This is a genomic window from Candidiatus Paracoxiella cheracis, assembly GCF_049348705.1.
Lineage (GTDB): Bacteria > Pseudomonadota > Gammaproteobacteria > Coxiellales > Coxiellaceae > Paracoxiella > Paracoxiella cheracis.
This window is the reverse complement of sequence record NZ_CP186485.1, coordinates 52,409-68,715: the sequence shown is the minus strand read 5'-3', so window position 1 is coordinate 68,715 and position 16,307 is coordinate 52,409. Positions and strand designations below refer to the sequence as shown.

Sequence of the window (16,307 nt, the reverse complement as noted above, 5' to 3'; positions counted from 1 at the left end):
CTCAATCCTTAATACCACAGTGCTTTAACAGCGCATCAACTTTGGGCTCGCGACCACGAAAAGCTTTGAATAATTTTGCCGGTTCTTCGGAGCCACCGGGCTCTAAAATATAAGTTAAAAAATATTGCGCCGTTTGCTGATCAAAAATACCTTTTTCTTCAAACAACGAAAACGCATCACTGGCCATGACTTCGGCCCACTTATAACTATAGTAGCCCGCTGCATAACCCCCAGCAAAAATATGTGAAAAAGAATGCTGAAAACGATTGTACGCCGGCACCGGAATCACTTGAAGCTGTGCACGCACCTCATCCAGAATGGATTGCATTTGCTTTTCCTGACGAGAGTCGAATTCAAGGTGTAGGCGCATATCAAACAAGGCAAATTGAAGCTGGCGCATCATTAAAATCGCCGCCTGAAAATTCTGAGCCTTACGCATTTTTTGATAAAGCTCATCCGGCAATGGCTCGCCTGTTTTATAGTGTTTTGCTAATAAATCTAGTGATTCTTTTTCCCAAGCCCAGTTCTCTAAAAACTGGCTAGCCACCTCAACCGCATCCCACGGCACACCACTGATACCCGACACGTCCGCATAATCGATTTTGGTTAACATGTGCTGCAAGGCATGGCCAAATTCATGCAGCAAGGTAACCACATCAATATGGCTGAAAAGAGCAGGGTCACTACCCACGGGCGGATTGAAATTACACGTGACACAGGCAATCGGCAGTTGTAGTTCACCATTGCCCAAACGGCGCCGCGGACGCGCATCATCCATCCAAGCACCGCCACGTTTATTTTCGCGCGCATATAAATCAAAGTAAAAATAACTGCGTAATTCATTTTTTGCATCGTAAAGCGCAAAGCAACGCACATCTGGATGCCAAACATCAGCATCTTTACGCTCTTCAATACGCACATTGAATAATCGCTTGACGATGGCAAATAAACCTTCCAAGACCTGAGGCTCTGGAAAATACGGTCGCAACTCTTCTTGGGAAATCGCATAGCGATGTTGGCGCAATTTTTCCGAGGCAAATATAACGTCGTGAGCTTCTAAGTTTGCAATACCCAATTCTTTTGCTGCAAACTCACTGAGTTCTGTGAACTCCTCGCGCGCCTTAGGTAAGGATGCTTCGACTAATTGATATAAGAAATCGAGCGCCTGTTGTGGCTGCTTCACCATTTTCGTAGCTAAGGAATATTCTGCAAAATTATTGAAATCAAGCAAGCGTGCTAACTCAAGACGATATTTTAAAATATCCTGCATGATTTCGGTATTGTCCCACTGCTTCGCCGTTGGCCCCTGATCCGATGCCCGAGTGGTATAAGCGCGATACATTTCTTCTCGAAACGCTCGTGATTCTGCATAGGTAACTACTGCAAAGTAAGAGGGAATCTCTAATGTAAACAACCATCCTTCTTTTTGCCGTTGTTCGGCTGTTTGTTTGGCTGCAGCAATGGCATGCTCTGGCAATCCTGCCAATTTTTTTTCATCGGTAATGTGTTTTGTCCAGCCTTGCGTCGCGTCTAATACATTTTCTTCAAATTTTGAGCATAACTGCGACAGTTGTTTACAAAGTTCGGCAAAGCGCTGTTTTTTGGCTGCTGGCAGTGCTATACCCGATAATTTAAAATCGCGTAATTCATTATCGATCACCTTGCGCTGCGCTGAATTTAATCGTTGATATTCTAACTCGTGCCCGATGGAGCTAATTGCTTCGTAGAGTTCTTGGTTGTGACTTAACTCTGTGTAATATTCTGTGATTTTGGGTAAAGACGCATTATAAGCATCTCGCAGCTCCGGTGAATTCACTACGGCATTTAAGTGCGCGATGGGCTCCCAAAATTCATTGAGTTCATCCTCAAGATCTTCCAGAGGCTGCATCAAGTTCTCCCACGTAAAGTGATCACCTTGTTGCAGAATCTGCTGAACGTGTTGTCGATTGGCTTGCAAAATATGATCGAGCCTCGGCTCAATCTCTACAGGATTGATCGTGCTGAATAAAGGTAATGGCATTTGTGTTTCGGCTGTTACAGTCATTCGTGCATTATAACGGATTGTGTGCCTTCAGCCCACCTGGTAATACGGATTTGGTAATTTAAATGTCATGTCAGCGCTTCCACCGGCAAGATCACTCTGTTGGCCACCAATATTCAAGATGATATCGTAACCCATAGCCATGATTTTCTTACGTTCTTTCGTTTTGTATGGCACTACTGACCTATCGTTGTAATTATTTGGCTCCATAAATAACCCTGCCCAGCCCTCATACCCAACAACTTCCAAATTTCGCACCGTTGCCGCACGTTGATAGCGTTTGCGACCTGTCACAAAAAATACAGCGACTCCATGTGCTTTGGCGTAATTATAAAGTGTTAGAGTATAAGGGATAACCGGATCGTGCCCTTCGGCTTCTAATTCCGAAATATCTTGGTAGGTTCCACCAAACCCTAAGTGCACCATGTCTGCATAATTCGACAACGCCGTCTCATCAATGGCTAAAACGACGGCTAGTTTTTCTGGGTGTTTTGAGCGTTTATTTTGATTAATGCGAAACTGCAAATAATACATCGCTTCTTTTATCACCGTGGAAAAGTCTTGATAATACTCACCCGAATCGTGATATTGAATAAGCTGTTTTTTTATGAGGGCGATGTTCTCTGGACTCTTTGCGATGGCCAAAGGACAGATGCCAATCATGCTGACCAGCACCAGCAATTTCACCACTGCCACAATCCTGTTAGCCGCCATAGCGCTGTCCGTACTACCATTAAAGGTTGATTTCGCTTAGATTTATCTATGACAATATGACACTGTCAACGATTTTGTGCAAGTGATGGAGAAATTTTATGTCAACGCTTCGAGTTTATTACGACGGCGATCTCAAACCAAACGTTTCCATTCGTTTAGACATAAAAGCAAGCCATCATGTATTACGTGTTTTACGCATCAAAACGGGTGGTGATTTAGTCATCTTTAATGGAGAGGGTGGTGAATACAACGCTAAACTCGCTGCGATTGACAGCAAACACGCTGTTGTCGATGTTATTTCAAAAAACAACACAGAAACCGAATCGCCACTTCAGATTGAGCTAGGCCAAGCCATTTCCAAAGGTGAACGAATGGATTATGCCATTCAAAAAACAGTGGAGCTGGGTGTGGCTTCGATCACTCCCGTATTGACCGAACGTTGTAACGTGAAATTAACCGCCAAGCGTCTCGACAATCGTTTAGCACATTGGCACGGTGTCATCATCGCTGCGTGCGAACAATCCGGTCGCTGCATCATCCCCGAATTAAAAACCGCTCAAGCGCTTGACGCTTGGCTTTCTAGAACAAGGGAAGGATTGAAATTTGTCTGTGACCCAAATGCGAATAAGGGTTTATCGGCTTTGCCTAAAATTGAAAAACGCGTCACAGTGCTCATTGGTCCCGAGGGCGGATTAAGCGCAGAAGAAATTGAAAACGCAAAAAATGCAGGTTTTATAGGATTTTCTTTAGGTCCGCGAATTTTACGCACAGAAACGGCTGCAGCAACAGCCGTTGCGTTATTACAAAGCCATTTCGGCGATTTGGGATTTTGCGAGTCCTAGTATTTAACGGGTAAAATATTTCTACGAGGGGGCAGCAGGTGTTCCTCCGTTCTCTATTATTACCCTGGAATCTTCGCTCTGTCTCTCAGACGATGCGCGCCATGGAGAGCGAAGCGAAGGCGCGTATTCCGCGGTAGGCTCGGATTTTTTGCCGAGCGTAAGCGACTGCAAAAAATCTTTACGAGCCGTCAAGTCATTTGAGAGCCCGTGCGTAGTCGAGCCGTGAGGTCGCGGAGCGCGGGCGACGAGGACGTCCGCGGCTATTTAAGTTGTCGCGTATTGCGAGTCGATTATTGACAGGGATGGCAATAATCTATCACGAGCATCGCGACACGCTTGTTCCTCTGAAGGACCTTGATTTTGCTTCGGTTGAAAAAATAAACCTTTGTGATACTGCTGCATAGCACGTGTTCTTGCTACAGGCAGTTCCGAATCAGATGAATAGGGTGGCGGTTGACCTTTAATTTGTTGTACTAAGCAACGCAGATTTTCTGGCAATACCATGCCACTATAATTCGCGATTAAGGCGACAATCGCTGTCAAGCAAGTCTCGAAAGAGAAATTGACTTCATCGCCTTGAAAGAGCACCGTGAGCAATGTGAGCAATGTCAGAAAAAGAGGTCCAAAAATTTTTAATTTGGAGCGCCACGAAATTGAATTCTCACTAAAATCAAAAATTGCATCCAGGTTTTTATAGAGTAAAGGCAATGTGTTATATATTATAGGCCCAAATAACAATGCATTTGCAAAAATACCTAGCGCCGTACTTACCCCCTCCTTGCTAAAGGCCTCATCAATTTCTTTAATGCCAAATCCTGGCAGCGGCAATACTACCCCCTCCCTACTGTAAAATATGGCTTCAGGTATTTCAGGCGACAAAATATAGCCCAACCATGAAGCACCTCCTATGGACAGCAGTTGGCGCATGGCCTTGCCAATACCATCTGGGAGATACCTCTTCCATTTGGAAATTTTAGCATAGATCTCCCTGTGAGAGTTTAAGCCTTCATCTTGATTTCCATTTATATAAAGAACCGATTTAATTGTTTCTTCATTGCCTTCCTGATCAATCCATTCCTCAATTTTTTTGCAAATCGTTTCTGGTGGTAAATTTTTCTTAAAAAGTTTTAGTATTTTAGGATATATTTTTTCAATGAGCTTCATTAGACCCATGCTCATAAAAATACCCTGTAAAAGGAGAGCAATATTGCCAGTACTTTCTATAAATTTAAATGTTGTCTCTCCTAAAACTTCATCCGCCATTGCGGTATTTGTTAAGAGCTCACGTATTTTGCTTTTATCTCGCGGTAGTTCCGGACAAATTGAATGATCTCCACACAGTAAAATAGTCAATGATTCTACAACTCCAGCTACCGTGGGCGATGCTAAAGGAGAGCCAAGGAGGCCAAAAGTTGATACTAGAGCAAACCAATATAGTGCAAGATGCTTCCATGACTTAGGCGAGAAAAGGTCTTTTGTTACCAAGGGCGTTAACAATCCATTTGCTGTTGCGCTAATGAGTGCAGGAAACCACCCCCAGTATCGACCATTCTTTGGATCCATCTGTCTAGTAGCCGCTAAAGTTTGCGGAATGTAAAGTGCGCCTATGAAAGCACCGAACAAAGTCCAATTAACTGTAGATTTAACAGCGCTAATTGCAGAGGGTGATAGACTTCCTACACTACTCCCTTGAACTGGAGCAGGCACTAAAGCGTGAGCGCTTTCTACATTACCATCGGGCTGTGAGTCTGAATTTTCATCATTCAACATCTGTGTATATCCATCTGAACGAAGCATATTCAACTCACAAATCAGCCTTATCGCTGAAAATAAGATAAAGCAATTAACATTTTGTTGTTCGCTTTAAGGTTACAACTACGGTAAGCATTTCTTACCGTTAAAATGTATTTTAGTAGCATAAAATTTTAGTATTAAAATAATCTTAATCATCAAATCGTGTGGTTATATTTGAGTAATTTTATGCGTGTTTCGAAAGAACACATGGCATTCGGAAACTACAATGGCTGTTTTATTATCGCAAAATTATTTTAGCGATTGCTTTTTCGCTCCATGAATGCACCACTCATTCTACTGCGCCTTATCATGAAACAAAATATCTAATTCCTAGAAAAATCTTAAATAAACGTTAAGAATGTCCCTTAAAATTTATTTTTGGCTAATTGCAAGCAAGAAGCGGTCTTTCATAATCAGGCTCTTCTTCCAGTTGCTTTACAAGCTCGCTATAAATGACGTGTTTATTTTCATCGAGCACCATGACACACCTTGCGAGCAGTCCGGATAAAGGACCCTTGCTAATTTTTACTCCATAATTTTTGCCAAAGTTTGGGTACCGAAAACTCGATAAAAACTGAACACATGTTAAACCTTCTCCCATACAAAATCGGTTGATGGCGAAAGGGAGGTCTGCGGAAATGCACAGGATATAGACATTATCTAATTCAGTAGCCGCCGCATTGAATTTTCTCGCCGATTGCGCGCAAGCTGGGCTATCTATACTCGGAAAGATATTTAATATGATACGTCGGGCATTAATTGCTTCGAGTGTAATATCAACTAAATTTGCTTTTGTCAGTGTAAAATCGGGCGCTTTTGAGCCAATCCGTGGAACCGAACCTTTCAATCTAATTGCATATTCATTAAAACGTATAGTGACCATCACTTTTCCAAAAATTGTATCTAGCGCTTCTTCTACAAGCACCTCAAGAGATCCGTTTCTAGTTAATGAAATAGCATTTCAGTTGTGGCAAAGAAAAAAAGCCCTTACTAATTTGCCAATTATATCATATTACAAAAACAAGTTTTGTAACTATATGTTTCAATCTATAAACTACCTATTTTTGAGTTTAATTAAATTCTAAAGTTTCAAAAAGTTTCAATACTAGCAAAAACCGTATATTTTTTTACGTCAAAAATGTTAAAATACACAGAATGTCAACTTCACAAAAAAGAGTAACCATTGAAAACTTCGATACATGTTAATCCTATTTTCCATCCATTTAAGCAACCTGCTACCGATAACGTGATGCAAGAACTTCAAGACTTGTGGAATGAGTATCATTTTTTTAATACTGATATTTTAAACTCAACCGCAGTGTTTGCCACATTACAAACTCAAGTTCGAGACTTTATTTCTGTTGTGCGGGCCGATATTTTAAACTTATTAAACGCCATTCAAGTTGCTTCAACAAGGATGTTACAGCAAACGGAACATCCAGATATACAAGTACTGCGAAAAGCTAGTGATCTTGTTTCAGAGGGCTATATTGGAAAATCGATCGGCGTTTGCTTGGCCCTTACTGCTAACAACCTGAATAACCACGTTGAAAAAAAACTTCATAAGCTAGCAAGCGCTTTCAAAACGATGGGTCTTCTTAAAGAGTTCGATAAAATTAGTCTGTTTATTGCGGTAAAAATTGCATACACTCTCCAAGAATCATTACAGCCCATGAGTCCTACCACAGCAAGAAATTTTGCAGAAGAGGCTATGAACTATTACCGGGGAGCACTCCTATATACCGAATTTGATCTTCATACCCATTACGACCCCCGCATCCCGATTGCATCCCTACTAAAAAAATTATATATCGATTTTTTTGAACCTAAAAACCACGCAAAAATTAAACCCCGGCTGAAAAAAAAGTCACGCTTGGATTCAACAGGTGAATCCAAGCTCTATGACTGGACTGTAGAAGGCCTCCTCACGAGATCACATGTTCAATTTTACGATCCCAAAACCAAAACTTGGACTGTCTATAGTAAAAATAGAAACCCAAAAAAACCTAAAAAATATCCTAATCTCACACTACAAGCTGCCGGAGATTATCATAAGTTGGAAGAGCTGGAACAGGCTTGCAAGACTGACAATACTATAAAAAAAGAAATAATCCGTAACGTTAGCATACCTCCTTTTTCTTTTTCAGAATGCCTTGGTGATAGTACCGAACCAGAAGCACAAGAAAATAATTTCATTAAACAATTTAAGACACTGTTTGAAGAGTATAAAAACATATTTTTTACACTCAAAGGATTCATTCACAATACCGAAAATGCCTCATCTTATAATGTAAATATTGATTGGATAACACAAGAATGTCAATTTTCTCACTTTTCAAAACTTGCCGATGACTTAGAAAACAACAATGCTCCCCATGATTTTCCTGAAGATCATCTAATAGGCATTCAATCTTCTTTAAATACATTAAAGTACGTTTGGTTTGAAATCCACGTGCAAAAATACCTTTTGTCTAATGCGAAGCTATTTGAAGAAAATAGACTTCGCGAATCCGAAGCACAAAAAAATAATTCTATTGAGGAGTTTAAAAAGTTATTTGAAGAATATGAAAGGATGTTTCTTAAACTCGAACAGTTCATTAATGACACTGGTAATTTCTCATCTGTTTATAAAGAAAACTACAACTGGGAGTTTCTAACTCATCAATTCTCTGAGTTCTCAAACCTTGCCAATGATTTAAAAAACAACAATGTTCCCGAGGTTTTTCCTGAAAATCATGCAAAAGACATTGATCGTTCTTTAAAAAAATTAGACTGCATTAGACTTGAAGTCTACACACAAGAATACCTTCGATCTAATGAGATGCCCCATGAAGAAAATAGACCACATTTGCAAAAACGCATTGAGCTATTCTCGAAAAAACTGTCGTTATCCTCACTGAAAGACTCTAAATTTTCAAATATGCTCAATCAAGTTGCTAACTCCGAAACTTATCAAGCCCTTAGAAGAAGTAGTAATGACATAGAAGAAGAAAACAAACAGAACGGTATTTCTACACTGAGAAATAAGGGTTTTTTTAGTCGCCACTTCTATATTTCTCATTTAGAGAAAAGACAAATGACTCCCGCTGAGGCGGCTGACCAAATGCGCAGGCATCCTAAGTTATCCGCCGAAGTGCTATCAACATCGCCAAAGGATTTACCGCAAGCCCAGCAAAATCTTTGTGAGGAAGTTTCTGCCGAGAAGAAAAAGCAGCTCGAAATCGCCATTACTGCTTATCTTGCAATCGGAGGCAAAATTTCTGCTGGTTTTATCGCGAATAGCAACCATACACGCATCCCGAGTTTTGTTATGAAACTAGCAGGAAAACTGTTAAAACGATTGAAGCGATTTTTTCCAGAATCCATTAAAAGCGCGCTTTCTTTAAATCTTGCAGAAGAAAATGATCTTCGAAATTATCTAGACAATTATTTTACTCCAGAGGAAGGAGAATATACCATTGAGTACTGGCAAAAAGCCGTAAGAAATTTAATTGACGCCCAATCCAATAAAAAAAGCGAGGCGAGTTTAGAAACCCAAAGAAATAAAATCCTGGATAGCCCTCACCGTAAATCTCTTTGTGATTTTTTGCAAGCGAAACTCTCGAAAAAAGATCCGTCATTTAGCATTAAGCGGACTTTAAATATTTCTCAAGCACCGCAATTGCGTTAGTGAGGGCAATTGTGGTCGCAACCACTTCATTCATCTTATTCTTTTTTCTTATCCGGTCGTTTCCAATTATCGATAGTGCGCTGACGCGCGCGGCTGATGGTCAAGCAGTTAGCTGGCGCATCTTCTGTGATGGTAGACCCCGCACCAATGGTTGCACCTTCTGCAATGATAACCGGCGCAACGAGCGAGGTGTTTGAACCGACGAACGCATAGTCTTTAATGGTGGTTTGCCACTTGTTTGCGCCATCATAATTACACGTAATTGTGCCTGCACCGATATTGACATGGCTGCCAATCGTCGTGTCACCAAGATAGGCTAAATGATTCGCTTTGCTGCCACGACCGATTTTTGTTTTTTTCGTTTCAACAAAATTACCAATTTTGACATCCTTTTCTAAAACAGTACCCGGGCGAATGCGAGAAAATGGTCCAATCGTACAATTATTCGCAATGATTGCGTCTTCAATGACGGTATTTGCTCGTATTTCTACGTTGTCACCAATCGTGACATTTTTCAAAACGACGTGCGGACCAATTTTACTATTTTTGCCGATTTTAATTTTTCCTTCTAGCACAACATTCACATCAATCGTAACGTCATGCGCAACGTGTACGTCATCACCACGCACATCGAGACGATTAGGATCGATAATGGTTGCGCCTGCTAAAGCTAATTTTTTTGCCATGGTGCGTTGGAAGTATCGCTCTAAATTTGCAAGTTCCCAACGATCGTTAACACCCTGCACTTCTTGAGAGCAGTGCGCCATGACACCACCGACAGGAAGACCATCGGCAACAGCCTGCGCTACCGCGTCCGTTAAATAATATTCTTTTTGACGATTGGAATTTTTTAATTTTGGTAACCAGTTTTTTAAATGTTTCGCTTGCGCAACCATGATGCCTGTATTGATCTCGCAAATTTTTAATTGCGCGGGCGTTGCATCTTTGTGCTCAACGATACGTATAATATTTCCCAATTCATTACGAATGATGCGCCCTAAACCAGTCGGATTCTTGAGTTCCGTCACCACTAAACCCAAACCACTGCGTGGTGTGCTTTCTAATAAGTGGTGTAATGTTTTCAATGAAATCAGCGGAACGTCGCCATAAAGCACGAGGACTTGATCTTTGTCTTTGCAATGGGGTAGGGCTTGCAACACCGCATGTCCTGTTCCGAGTTGCTCTTCCTGCTCCACCCAATGAACGGGCAAATAACTGAGCACATCACGTACGGCACTGCCGCCATTGCCATAGACAACATGGATTTTGTCAGCCTTCAATGCTTGTACCGTCTTGACCACACGTTCTAACAAAGGAATACCACCTAAAGGATGCAATATTTTAGGAAGGTTTGAGGCCATCCGTTTTCCTTTGCCGGCAGCAAGAATGACAACATTTAAGCCCATGATTAATAAACCTTTCTAATAAGAACTCTGAGACATTCCATTACGCGTGGAAACCTATATTTCTATTTTAGCCCAATTAGGGGCTGTTAACATTTCGCTAATCTGAGACAGCATCTATCGTTTGGCTTGTTTGCGGATCATTTCGATCGCTCGTAGCTGTGCGGCTGCTTCAGCCAATTCCGTCATTGCTCTTGAGTATTCGATGCCCGCCTTTTGTTCTTTAGCTTTTCGTTCTGCTTCTTCTTTAGCGGCCAATGCAGCAGCCTCATCCAAATCTGCTGCTCTTAAGGCAGTATCCGCTAATACCGTTATCGATTCCGGCTGCACTTCTAGCATGCCTCCGGAAATATAAAAAACTTCTTCTTTCCCGCCTTCGAGCGTCGCGCGGATTTGCCCCGGCTTTAACGACGTTAATAATGCCGTGTGCCCTGGATAAATGCCAAGTTCACCCATGCCACCGCTCACAATAATTAACTCAACCGCCCCGGTAAATATGGCAGCTTCTGCGCTAACAATTTCAAGTTGCATGGTTTTTTGTGCCATGGGTAATCCTAATTATAATGATTTCGCTTTCTCGATTGCTTCTTCAATGCTACCGACCATATAAAAGGCTTGTTCCGGTAATTCATCGTATTCACCGTTAATAATGCCTTTGAATCCACGTATGGTATCTTTGAGCGAAACATATTTTCCAGGCGAACCTGTGAAAACTTCGGCAACGAAAAATGGTTGCGATAAGAAGCGTTGGATTTTACGTGCACGTCGGACCGTGAGTTTGTCTTCTTCCGACAATTCATCCATACCCAAAATCGCAATAATATCTTTTAATTCTTCGTAGCGCTGTAAAGTTTCTTGAACGCTACGTGCTACATCATAATGTTCATCACCAATGATTAATCGATCTAATTGTCGACTCGTCGAATCGAGTGGATCGATCGCAGGATAAATACCACGCTCTGCAATTTGGCGCGATAACACAACCGTTGCATCCAAGTGCGCAAACGTGGTCGCAGGCGAGGGGTCTGTCAAATCGTCTGCGGGCACGTAAACCGCTTGAATTGATGTGATTGAGCCTGTTTTTGTCGATGTAATACGTTCTTGTAGCGCGCCCATTTCTTCAGCAAGCGTGGGTTGATAACCTACAGCCGATGGCATACGCCCTAATAACGCAGATACTTCCACACCCGCCAAGGTATAGCGGAAAATGTTGTCGATAAACATCAACACGTCGCGACCTTCGTCACGGAAAGATTCTGCAACCGTTAATCCTGTTAATGCAACACGCAAACGGTTACCCGGTGGCTCATTCATTTGTCCATACACCAATGCTACTTTATCTAATACATTGGATTCTTTCATTTCATGGTAGAAGTCGTTACCTTCACGGGTTCGCTCACCGACACCAGCAAATACAGAATATCCGCTATGTTCAATGGCGATATTGCGAATTAATTCCATCATGTTGACGGTTTTGCCCACACCCGCACCACCAAACAAACCGACTTTGCCACCTTTCGCAAAAGGACACAGTAAGTCGATTACTTTAATACCGGTTTCTAATAATTCGGTACTGCCCGCTTGGTCAACAAAGCTCGGCGCTTCACGATGAATAGGCAAAAACTCATCGGAACCAATTGGGCCTGCTTCATCGATGGGTTCGCCCAATACGTTCATAATGCGGCCCAGTGTTTTTACACCGACAGGAACTTCGATAGGAGCACCTGTATTTTCAACCGCGAGTCCGCGTTTTAAGCCTTCGGTACTGCCCATCGCAATGGCACGCACGACTCCATCACCTAGCTGTTGTTGCACTTCCAAAGTAAGATTTTTTTCTTCTACTTTCAATGCGTCATAGACCTTGGGTACATCTTTACGAGGGAACTCAACGTCGACGACGGCGCCAATGATTTCTATGATATTACCTTTTGCTCTCATTCGTAATCCTCGCTATTTATTCTACGGCGGCTGCGCCCGCAACAATTTCGGAAATTTCACGCGTAATCCCGGCTTGTCGGGCTTTATTATAAATTAATTGTAATTCGTCAATTAAATCACCCGCATTTTCAGTGGCATTTTTCATTGCAACCATGCGAGCACTTTGTTCGCAGGCAATGTTTTCAACCACGGCCTGATAAACTTGTGATTCAATGTAACGAATTAATAACATTTCCAATAAATCTTTAGAGGAATCGGGTTCGTAAATATAATCCCAATATCCTTGTGTTTCCTGCTCTTCTTTTTGTAAAGGCAGAAGCTGACGAACAATCGGTTTTTGCACCATCGTATTCACAAAGTCATTGCTTGCTATGTAAATTGCATCTATTTTCCCTTCGTTGAAGTGATCTAACATCCCTTTAACGATACCGATGATATCTTGTACCTCGGGTTCATCACCCAAATGATCAGCAATGCCCACAACGTCGCCACCATGGCGTGCAAAAAATGCATCACCTTTGCGCCCAATGATACACAGCTCAGTGCCAACGTTTTTGTCGTCCCACTTTTTCATCTCGGTAACACAGGCGCGAAATAAATTCACGTTCAAACCACCGCATAATCCACGATCCGTTGAAACGACAATAAAGCCCACGCGCTTAATGTCTTCGCGTTCCTCAAGGTAAGGGTGACTGTATTCTGCATGGCTCGCAGCCACGTGCGCGATAACCTTACGAATTTTTTCAGCATAAGGGCGAGACATAGCCATACGGTCTTGTGCTTTACGCATTTTACTCGCGGCGACGAGCTCCATTGCACGCGTGATTTTTTGCGTGTTTTTGATGCTCGTTATTTTTGTTCTAATCTCTCTCGCTTTTGACATTCTCTAATCCAAGTCTTTTTTCCAAATCCCTACATTCACTTCACCCAGAATGACGGCCTAATAGGCTCCCGTTTTCACAAACTCATCAACCGCCGCTTTAATTTTGTCGACGATTTCATCCGAATAAACTGGATGTTTGTTGATTTCTTCCAACAAGTCTCGATGTTGATCGCGCAGAAAACTCAATAATGCGTTTTCAAAATCCACGATCTTCTTCACTTCAACATTATCTAAATAATTGTTGTTAACCACATACCAAACAATTGCCATTTCAGCAACGCTCAGTGGCTCATATTGCGGTTGTTTCAATATTTCGGTGATACGTTGGCCGTGCTCGAGTTGTTTGCGTGTCGCTTCATCCAAATCGGATGCAAATTGTGAGAACGCTTCTAACTCACGATATTGCGCCAAGGCAATACGCAAGCCACCGATTAATTTTTTAATGATCTTGGTTTGCGCGGCACCACCCACACGCGATACCGATAAACCCGCATTAATTGCAGGGCGAATACCGGAATTAAATAAATTCACGTCTAAGTAAATTTGTCCGTCTGTGATCGAAATTACGTTGGTCGGAATAAAGGCCGACACGTCACCTGCTTGAGTTTCAATGATAGGTAATGCAGTCAATGAGCCGGTTTTACCTTTCACTTTTCCGTCTGTACATTTTTCCACGTATTCTTCATTAACGTGCGCTGCGCGTTCTAGTAATCGTGAATGTAGATAGAAAATATCACCCGGATAGGCTTCGCGACCCGGTGGTCTTCGCAATAATAACGAGATTTGACGATACGCCCACGCTTGTTTTGTTAAGTCATCATATATAATCAGTGCGTGTTCGCCACGATCACGGAAATACTCGCCCATCGTACAGCCCGCATAAGGCGCTAAGTATTGTAACGATGCTGCTTCTGAAGCGCTCGCCGCGACGACAATCGTGTGTTCCATTGCACCGTGTTCTTCAAGTTTGCGCACTACCGCTGCAACCGAGGATTGTTTTTGCCCGATTGCAACATAAATACATTTAACACCGGTATGTTTTTGGTTAATGATGGTGTCTATCGCAATGGCTGTTTTACCAATTTGGCGATCGCCAATAATTAATTCACGTTGACCACGCCCAATTGGAACCATCGCATCGATAGATTTCAATCCCGTTTGTAGTGGGGTATCGACTGATTTTCGCGTAATAACGCCAGGAGCCACTTTTTCAATCGGGGAGGTGAGTTCGGTATCAATAGGACCTTTACCATCAATCGGGTTTCCCAATGCATCGACAACACGGCCTAACAACGCTTCACCAATGGGTACTTCAAGAATGCGACCGGTGCAACGTGCCGTCATGCCTTCTTCTAAATGTTCATATGCCCCCAAGACTACAGCACCCACAGAGTCTCGCTCTAAGTTGAACGCCAAGCCATAGGTATTATCAGGAAATTCGATCATTTCCCCATACATCACATCACGCAGACCATAAATCCGGACGATGCCATCTTTTAAATTCACGATGGTACCTTCGGTTCTCACCTCCGGTTTGATGTCTAGTTTTTCAATGCGCGACTTGATGATGTCGCTAATTTCCGATGGTTGTATTTGTGTTGCCATAATTCCACCTCGTTATTCAAAAATGCATCTTGCGCAATAGGGACATATCATTCTTACTTATCATAAACTGTTAAGATCTTCGGCCAATTTTGCCAATTTACCTTTAACAGAACCATCCATTACCCAGTTTCCCGCACGGATAATAGCACCACCAATTAAACTTTCATCTTTAGAGAAATTCAACGAAACTTTCGAATTAAATCGACTTTCCAGTGCTTTTTTAATACCTTCCCGATGGTCTTCACTCATGGGATAAGCCGAGATAACTTCCGCATCGATAATCCCTTGCTGTTCGTTTAGCAACTGATGATATAAAAAAGCAATATCTGGCAATAGCGTCAGACGTTTTTCATCCACTAATAAATCAATAAAACGCTCAATACGATCCCCCAATGCAGAAACAGTTTTTGGTAACGCAGATTGAACCAGTGAGTAAAACAGTTCTTTGCGCTCTTTGTCTGTCAGGGTTGGGTCGATGATGAGTTGTTCGGCTTTTTTGTTTTCGACGATATACGCTAATGCCGTTAATATCTCTGACCATTGCGTTAATAAGCGATTATCGAGCGCATCGGAAAATACAGCTCTAGCATAAGGTCGTGCAATGGTTAATAGTTGTGACATATTAAATTTCACTCACTAATTCATCGACCAAACGATCATTACTTGCTTTATCGACTTCTTTTTGCAAAATACGCTCGGCACCTGCAACGGCAATTTCTGACACTTGCTTCATCAGTTTTTCTTTGGCAGCATTATATTCTTGAGTGATTTCACTTTTCGCCAGCTCCAATAAATGCTCACCTGCCTCACGTGCCTTCGCTTTAGATTCTTCGATAATATAATTAGCACGCTTGTTCGCTTGCTCGATAATATGAGAAGCTTCGGCTTTTGCATCGGTTAGCATTTCTTTTACTTTTATTTGAGCATGCTCAAGATCTTTTTGACCTTGTTCTGCGGCTGCCAAACCATCAGCAATTTTTTTGCGCCTTTCCTCTAACGCCTTGACTACTGGCGGCCAAATAAAGCGCATTGTCACCCAAATAAAGGCGACAAATACCACCATTTGTACGATGAGCGTAGCATTTATATCCATAACGGATACCTCTTAATTATCTAACCACTTTACTAACAGCGTCCGTTACTGCTGCTAAAAATGGGTTTTTGGTAAACATTAAAACCAAGCCCATTGCTAACGAAATAGCCGCAAATGCGTCAACCAACCCAGCCATCAAAAACATACGCACCATCAGCATTGGAGACAGTTCTGGTTGGCGTGCAACACCTTCCAAAAACTTACCACCCAAGACACCAAACCCAATGGCAGTGCCCATTGAAGCAAGCCCAATTAATAATGCTGCTGCGATAGCAGACATCCCCTGAACTGTTGCGATTAAGGCTGCAATATTCATGACTTCTC

General features: G+C 42.1%; 15 protein-coding genes. 2 read left to right on the top strand and 13 right to left on the bottom strand.

Annotated features, from left to right (window positions below; translation table 11 throughout):
- Nucleotide 1: 1 nt before the first annotated feature.
- Together prlC and ACJMKR_RS00320 are read right to left on the bottom strand one after the other, a co-directional pair.
- Nucleotides 2-2,044 carry an oligopeptidase A gene (gene prlC / locus ACJMKR_RS00325; RefSeq protein ID WP_423063285.1) on the bottom strand — a complete coding sequence of 681 codons (2,043 nt, stop codon included), beginning with the start codon at nt 2,042-2,044 and terminating at the stop codon, nt 2-4.
- A gap of 27 nt (nt 2,045-2,071) precedes the next feature.
- Nucleotides 2,072-2,755, bottom strand: coding sequence for an HAD family acid phosphatase (locus ACJMKR_RS00320; protein ID WP_423063284.1), 684 nt, complete (start codon nt 2,753-2,755; stop codon nt 2,072-2,074).
- Nucleotides 2,756-2,853: 98 nt separating this feature from the next.
- Between ACJMKR_RS00320 and ACJMKR_RS00315 the strand changes: the two genes are divergently transcribed.
- Nucleotides 2,854-3,597 (top strand): 16S rRNA (uracil(1498)-N(3))-methyltransferase, encoded by a 744-nt coding sequence (locus ACJMKR_RS00315; protein WP_423063283.1) that lies wholly within the window; start codon nt 2,854-2,856, stop codon nt 3,595-3,597.
- 21 nt (nt 3,598-3,618) lie between these two features.
- Here the strand turns inward: ACJMKR_RS00315 and ACJMKR_RS00310 are convergent, their stop codons facing one another.
- The 3 genes from ACJMKR_RS00310 to tpx all read right to left on the bottom strand — a co-directional run bounded on the left by ACJMKR_RS00310 (nt 3,619) and on the right by tpx (nt 6,316).
- Nucleotides 3,619-3,789 (bottom strand): hypothetical protein, encoded by a 171-nt coding sequence (locus tag ACJMKR_RS00310; RefSeq protein WP_423063282.1) that lies wholly within the window; start codon nt 3,787-3,789, stop codon nt 3,619-3,621.
- A gap of 72 nt (nt 3,790-3,861) precedes the next feature.
- On the bottom strand, nt 3,862-5,367 hold the full coding sequence (locus ACJMKR_RS00305) for a hypothetical protein (protein ID WP_423063281.1): 1,506 nt from the start codon (nt 5,365-5,367) through the stop codon (nt 3,862-3,864).
- 406 nt (nt 5,368-5,773) lie between these two features.
- Nucleotides 5,774-6,316, bottom strand: a complete 543-nt coding sequence (gene tpx, locus ACJMKR_RS00300; RefSeq protein WP_423063280.1) for a thiol peroxidase — start codon at nt 6,314-6,316, stop codon at nt 5,774-5,776.
- Nucleotides 6,317-6,574: 258 nt separating this feature from the next.
- Here tpx and ACJMKR_RS00295 point away from each other — a divergent pair, with 258 nt between their 5' ends.
- On the top strand, nt 6,575-9,061 hold the full coding sequence (locus tag ACJMKR_RS00295; RefSeq protein ID WP_423063279.1) for a hypothetical protein: 2,487 nt from the start codon (nt 6,575-6,577) through the stop codon (nt 9,059-9,061).
- A 35-nt stretch (nt 9,062-9,096) separates the two neighbouring features.
- On the opposite strand, the gene glmU is transcribed toward ACJMKR_RS00295, so the two are convergent.
- From glmU to atpE, 8 genes are all read right to left on the bottom strand, one after another.
- A complete protein-coding gene (glmU, locus tag ACJMKR_RS00290) occupies nt 9,097-10,467 on the bottom strand; it encodes a bifunctional UDP-N-acetylglucosamine diphosphorylase/glucosamine-1-phosphate N-acetyltransferase GlmU (protein ID WP_423063278.1) in 1,371 nt (456 codons plus the stop codon).
- Nucleotides 10,468-10,581: 114 nt separating this feature from the next.
- The gene (locus ACJMKR_RS00285; RefSeq protein WP_423063277.1) at nt 10,582-11,010 is read right to left on the bottom strand and encodes a F0F1 ATP synthase subunit epsilon; all 429 of its coding nucleotides are present in this window, start codon (nt 11,008-11,010) and stop codon (nt 10,582-10,584) included.
- Between the two features lie 12 nt (nt 11,011-11,022).
- Complete coding sequence (gene atpD, locus ACJMKR_RS00280; protein ID WP_423063276.1) at nt 11,023-12,402, bottom strand: F0F1 ATP synthase subunit beta; 1,380 nt, start codon at nt 12,400-12,402, stop codon at nt 11,023-11,025.
- Between the two features lie 16 nt (nt 12,403-12,418).
- Nucleotides 12,419-13,285 carry a F0F1 ATP synthase subunit gamma gene (atpG, locus tag ACJMKR_RS00275; protein ID WP_423063275.1) on the bottom strand — a complete coding sequence of 289 codons (867 nt, stop codon included), beginning with the start codon at nt 13,283-13,285 and terminating at the stop codon, nt 12,419-12,421.
- Between the two features lie 57 nt (nt 13,286-13,342).
- Nucleotides 13,343-14,890: a F0F1 ATP synthase subunit alpha gene (atpA, locus tag ACJMKR_RS00270; RefSeq protein WP_423063274.1), complete on the bottom strand. Its 1,548-nt coding sequence runs from the start codon at nt 14,888-14,890 to the stop codon at nt 13,343-13,345.
- Between the two features lie 60 nt (nt 14,891-14,950).
- Nucleotides 14,951-15,511 carry a F0F1 ATP synthase subunit delta gene (locus ACJMKR_RS00265; RefSeq protein ID WP_423063273.1) on the bottom strand — a complete coding sequence of 187 codons (561 nt, stop codon included), beginning with the start codon at nt 15,509-15,511 and terminating at the stop codon, nt 14,951-14,953.
- Between the two features lies 1 nt (nt 15,512).
- On the bottom strand, nt 15,513-15,983 hold the full coding sequence (locus ACJMKR_RS00260; protein WP_423063272.1) for a F0F1 ATP synthase subunit B: 471 nt from the start codon (nt 15,981-15,983) through the stop codon (nt 15,513-15,515).
- A 16-nt stretch (nt 15,984-15,999) separates the two neighbouring features.
- Nucleotides 16,000-16,299 carry a F0F1 ATP synthase subunit C gene (gene atpE, locus ACJMKR_RS00255; RefSeq protein ID WP_423063271.1) on the bottom strand — a complete coding sequence of 100 codons (300 nt, stop codon included), beginning with the start codon at nt 16,297-16,299 and terminating at the stop codon, nt 16,000-16,002.
- Nucleotides 16,300-16,307 lie beyond the last annotated feature (8 nt).

Excerpts from the sequence above, each read along its gene's own strand:
- ACJMKR_RS00315 (WP_423063283.1), top strand. The coding sequence starts at position 2,854 with ATGTCAACGCTTCGAGTTTATTACGACGGCGATCTCAAACCAAACGTT.
- atpA (WP_423063274.1), bottom strand. The coding sequence starts at position 14,890 with ATGGCAACACAAATACAACCATCGGAAATTAGCGACATCATCAAGTCG.
- ACJMKR_RS00260 (WP_423063272.1), bottom strand. The coding sequence starts at position 15,983 with ATGGATATAAATGCTACGCTCATCGTACAAATGGTGGTATTTGTCGCC.
- ACJMKR_RS00285 (WP_423063277.1), bottom strand. The coding sequence starts at position 11,010 with ATGGCACAAAAAACCATGCAACTTGAAATTGTTAGCGCAGAAGCTGCC.
- ACJMKR_RS00320 (WP_423063284.1), bottom strand. The coding sequence starts at position 2,755 with ATGGCGGCTAACAGGATTGTGGCAGTGGTGAAATTGCTGGTGCTGGTC.
- prlC (WP_423063285.1), bottom strand. The coding sequence starts at position 2,044 with ATGACTGTAACAGCCGAAACACAAATGCCATTACCTTTATTCAGCACG.
- atpD (WP_423063276.1), bottom strand. The coding sequence starts at position 12,402 with ATGAGAGCAAAAGGTAATATCATAGAAATCATTGGCGCCGTCGTCGAC.
- atpG (WP_423063275.1), bottom strand. The coding sequence starts at position 13,285 with ATGTCAAAAGCGAGAGAGATTAGAACAAAAATAACGAGCATCAAAAAC.
- atpE (WP_423063271.1), bottom strand. The coding sequence starts at position 16,299 with ATGAATATTGCAGCCTTAATCGCAACAGTTCAGGGGATGTCTGCTATC.
- glmU (WP_423063278.1), bottom strand. The coding sequence starts at position 10,467 with ATGGGCTTAAATGTTGTCATTCTTGCTGCCGGCAAAGGAAAACGGATG.
- ACJMKR_RS00305 (WP_423063281.1), bottom strand. The coding sequence starts at position 5,367 with ATGTTGAATGATGAAAATTCAGACTCACAGCCCGATGGTAATGTAGAA.
- ACJMKR_RS00265 (WP_423063273.1), bottom strand. The coding sequence starts at position 15,511 with ATGTCACAACTATTAACCATTGCACGACCTTATGCTAGAGCTGTATTT.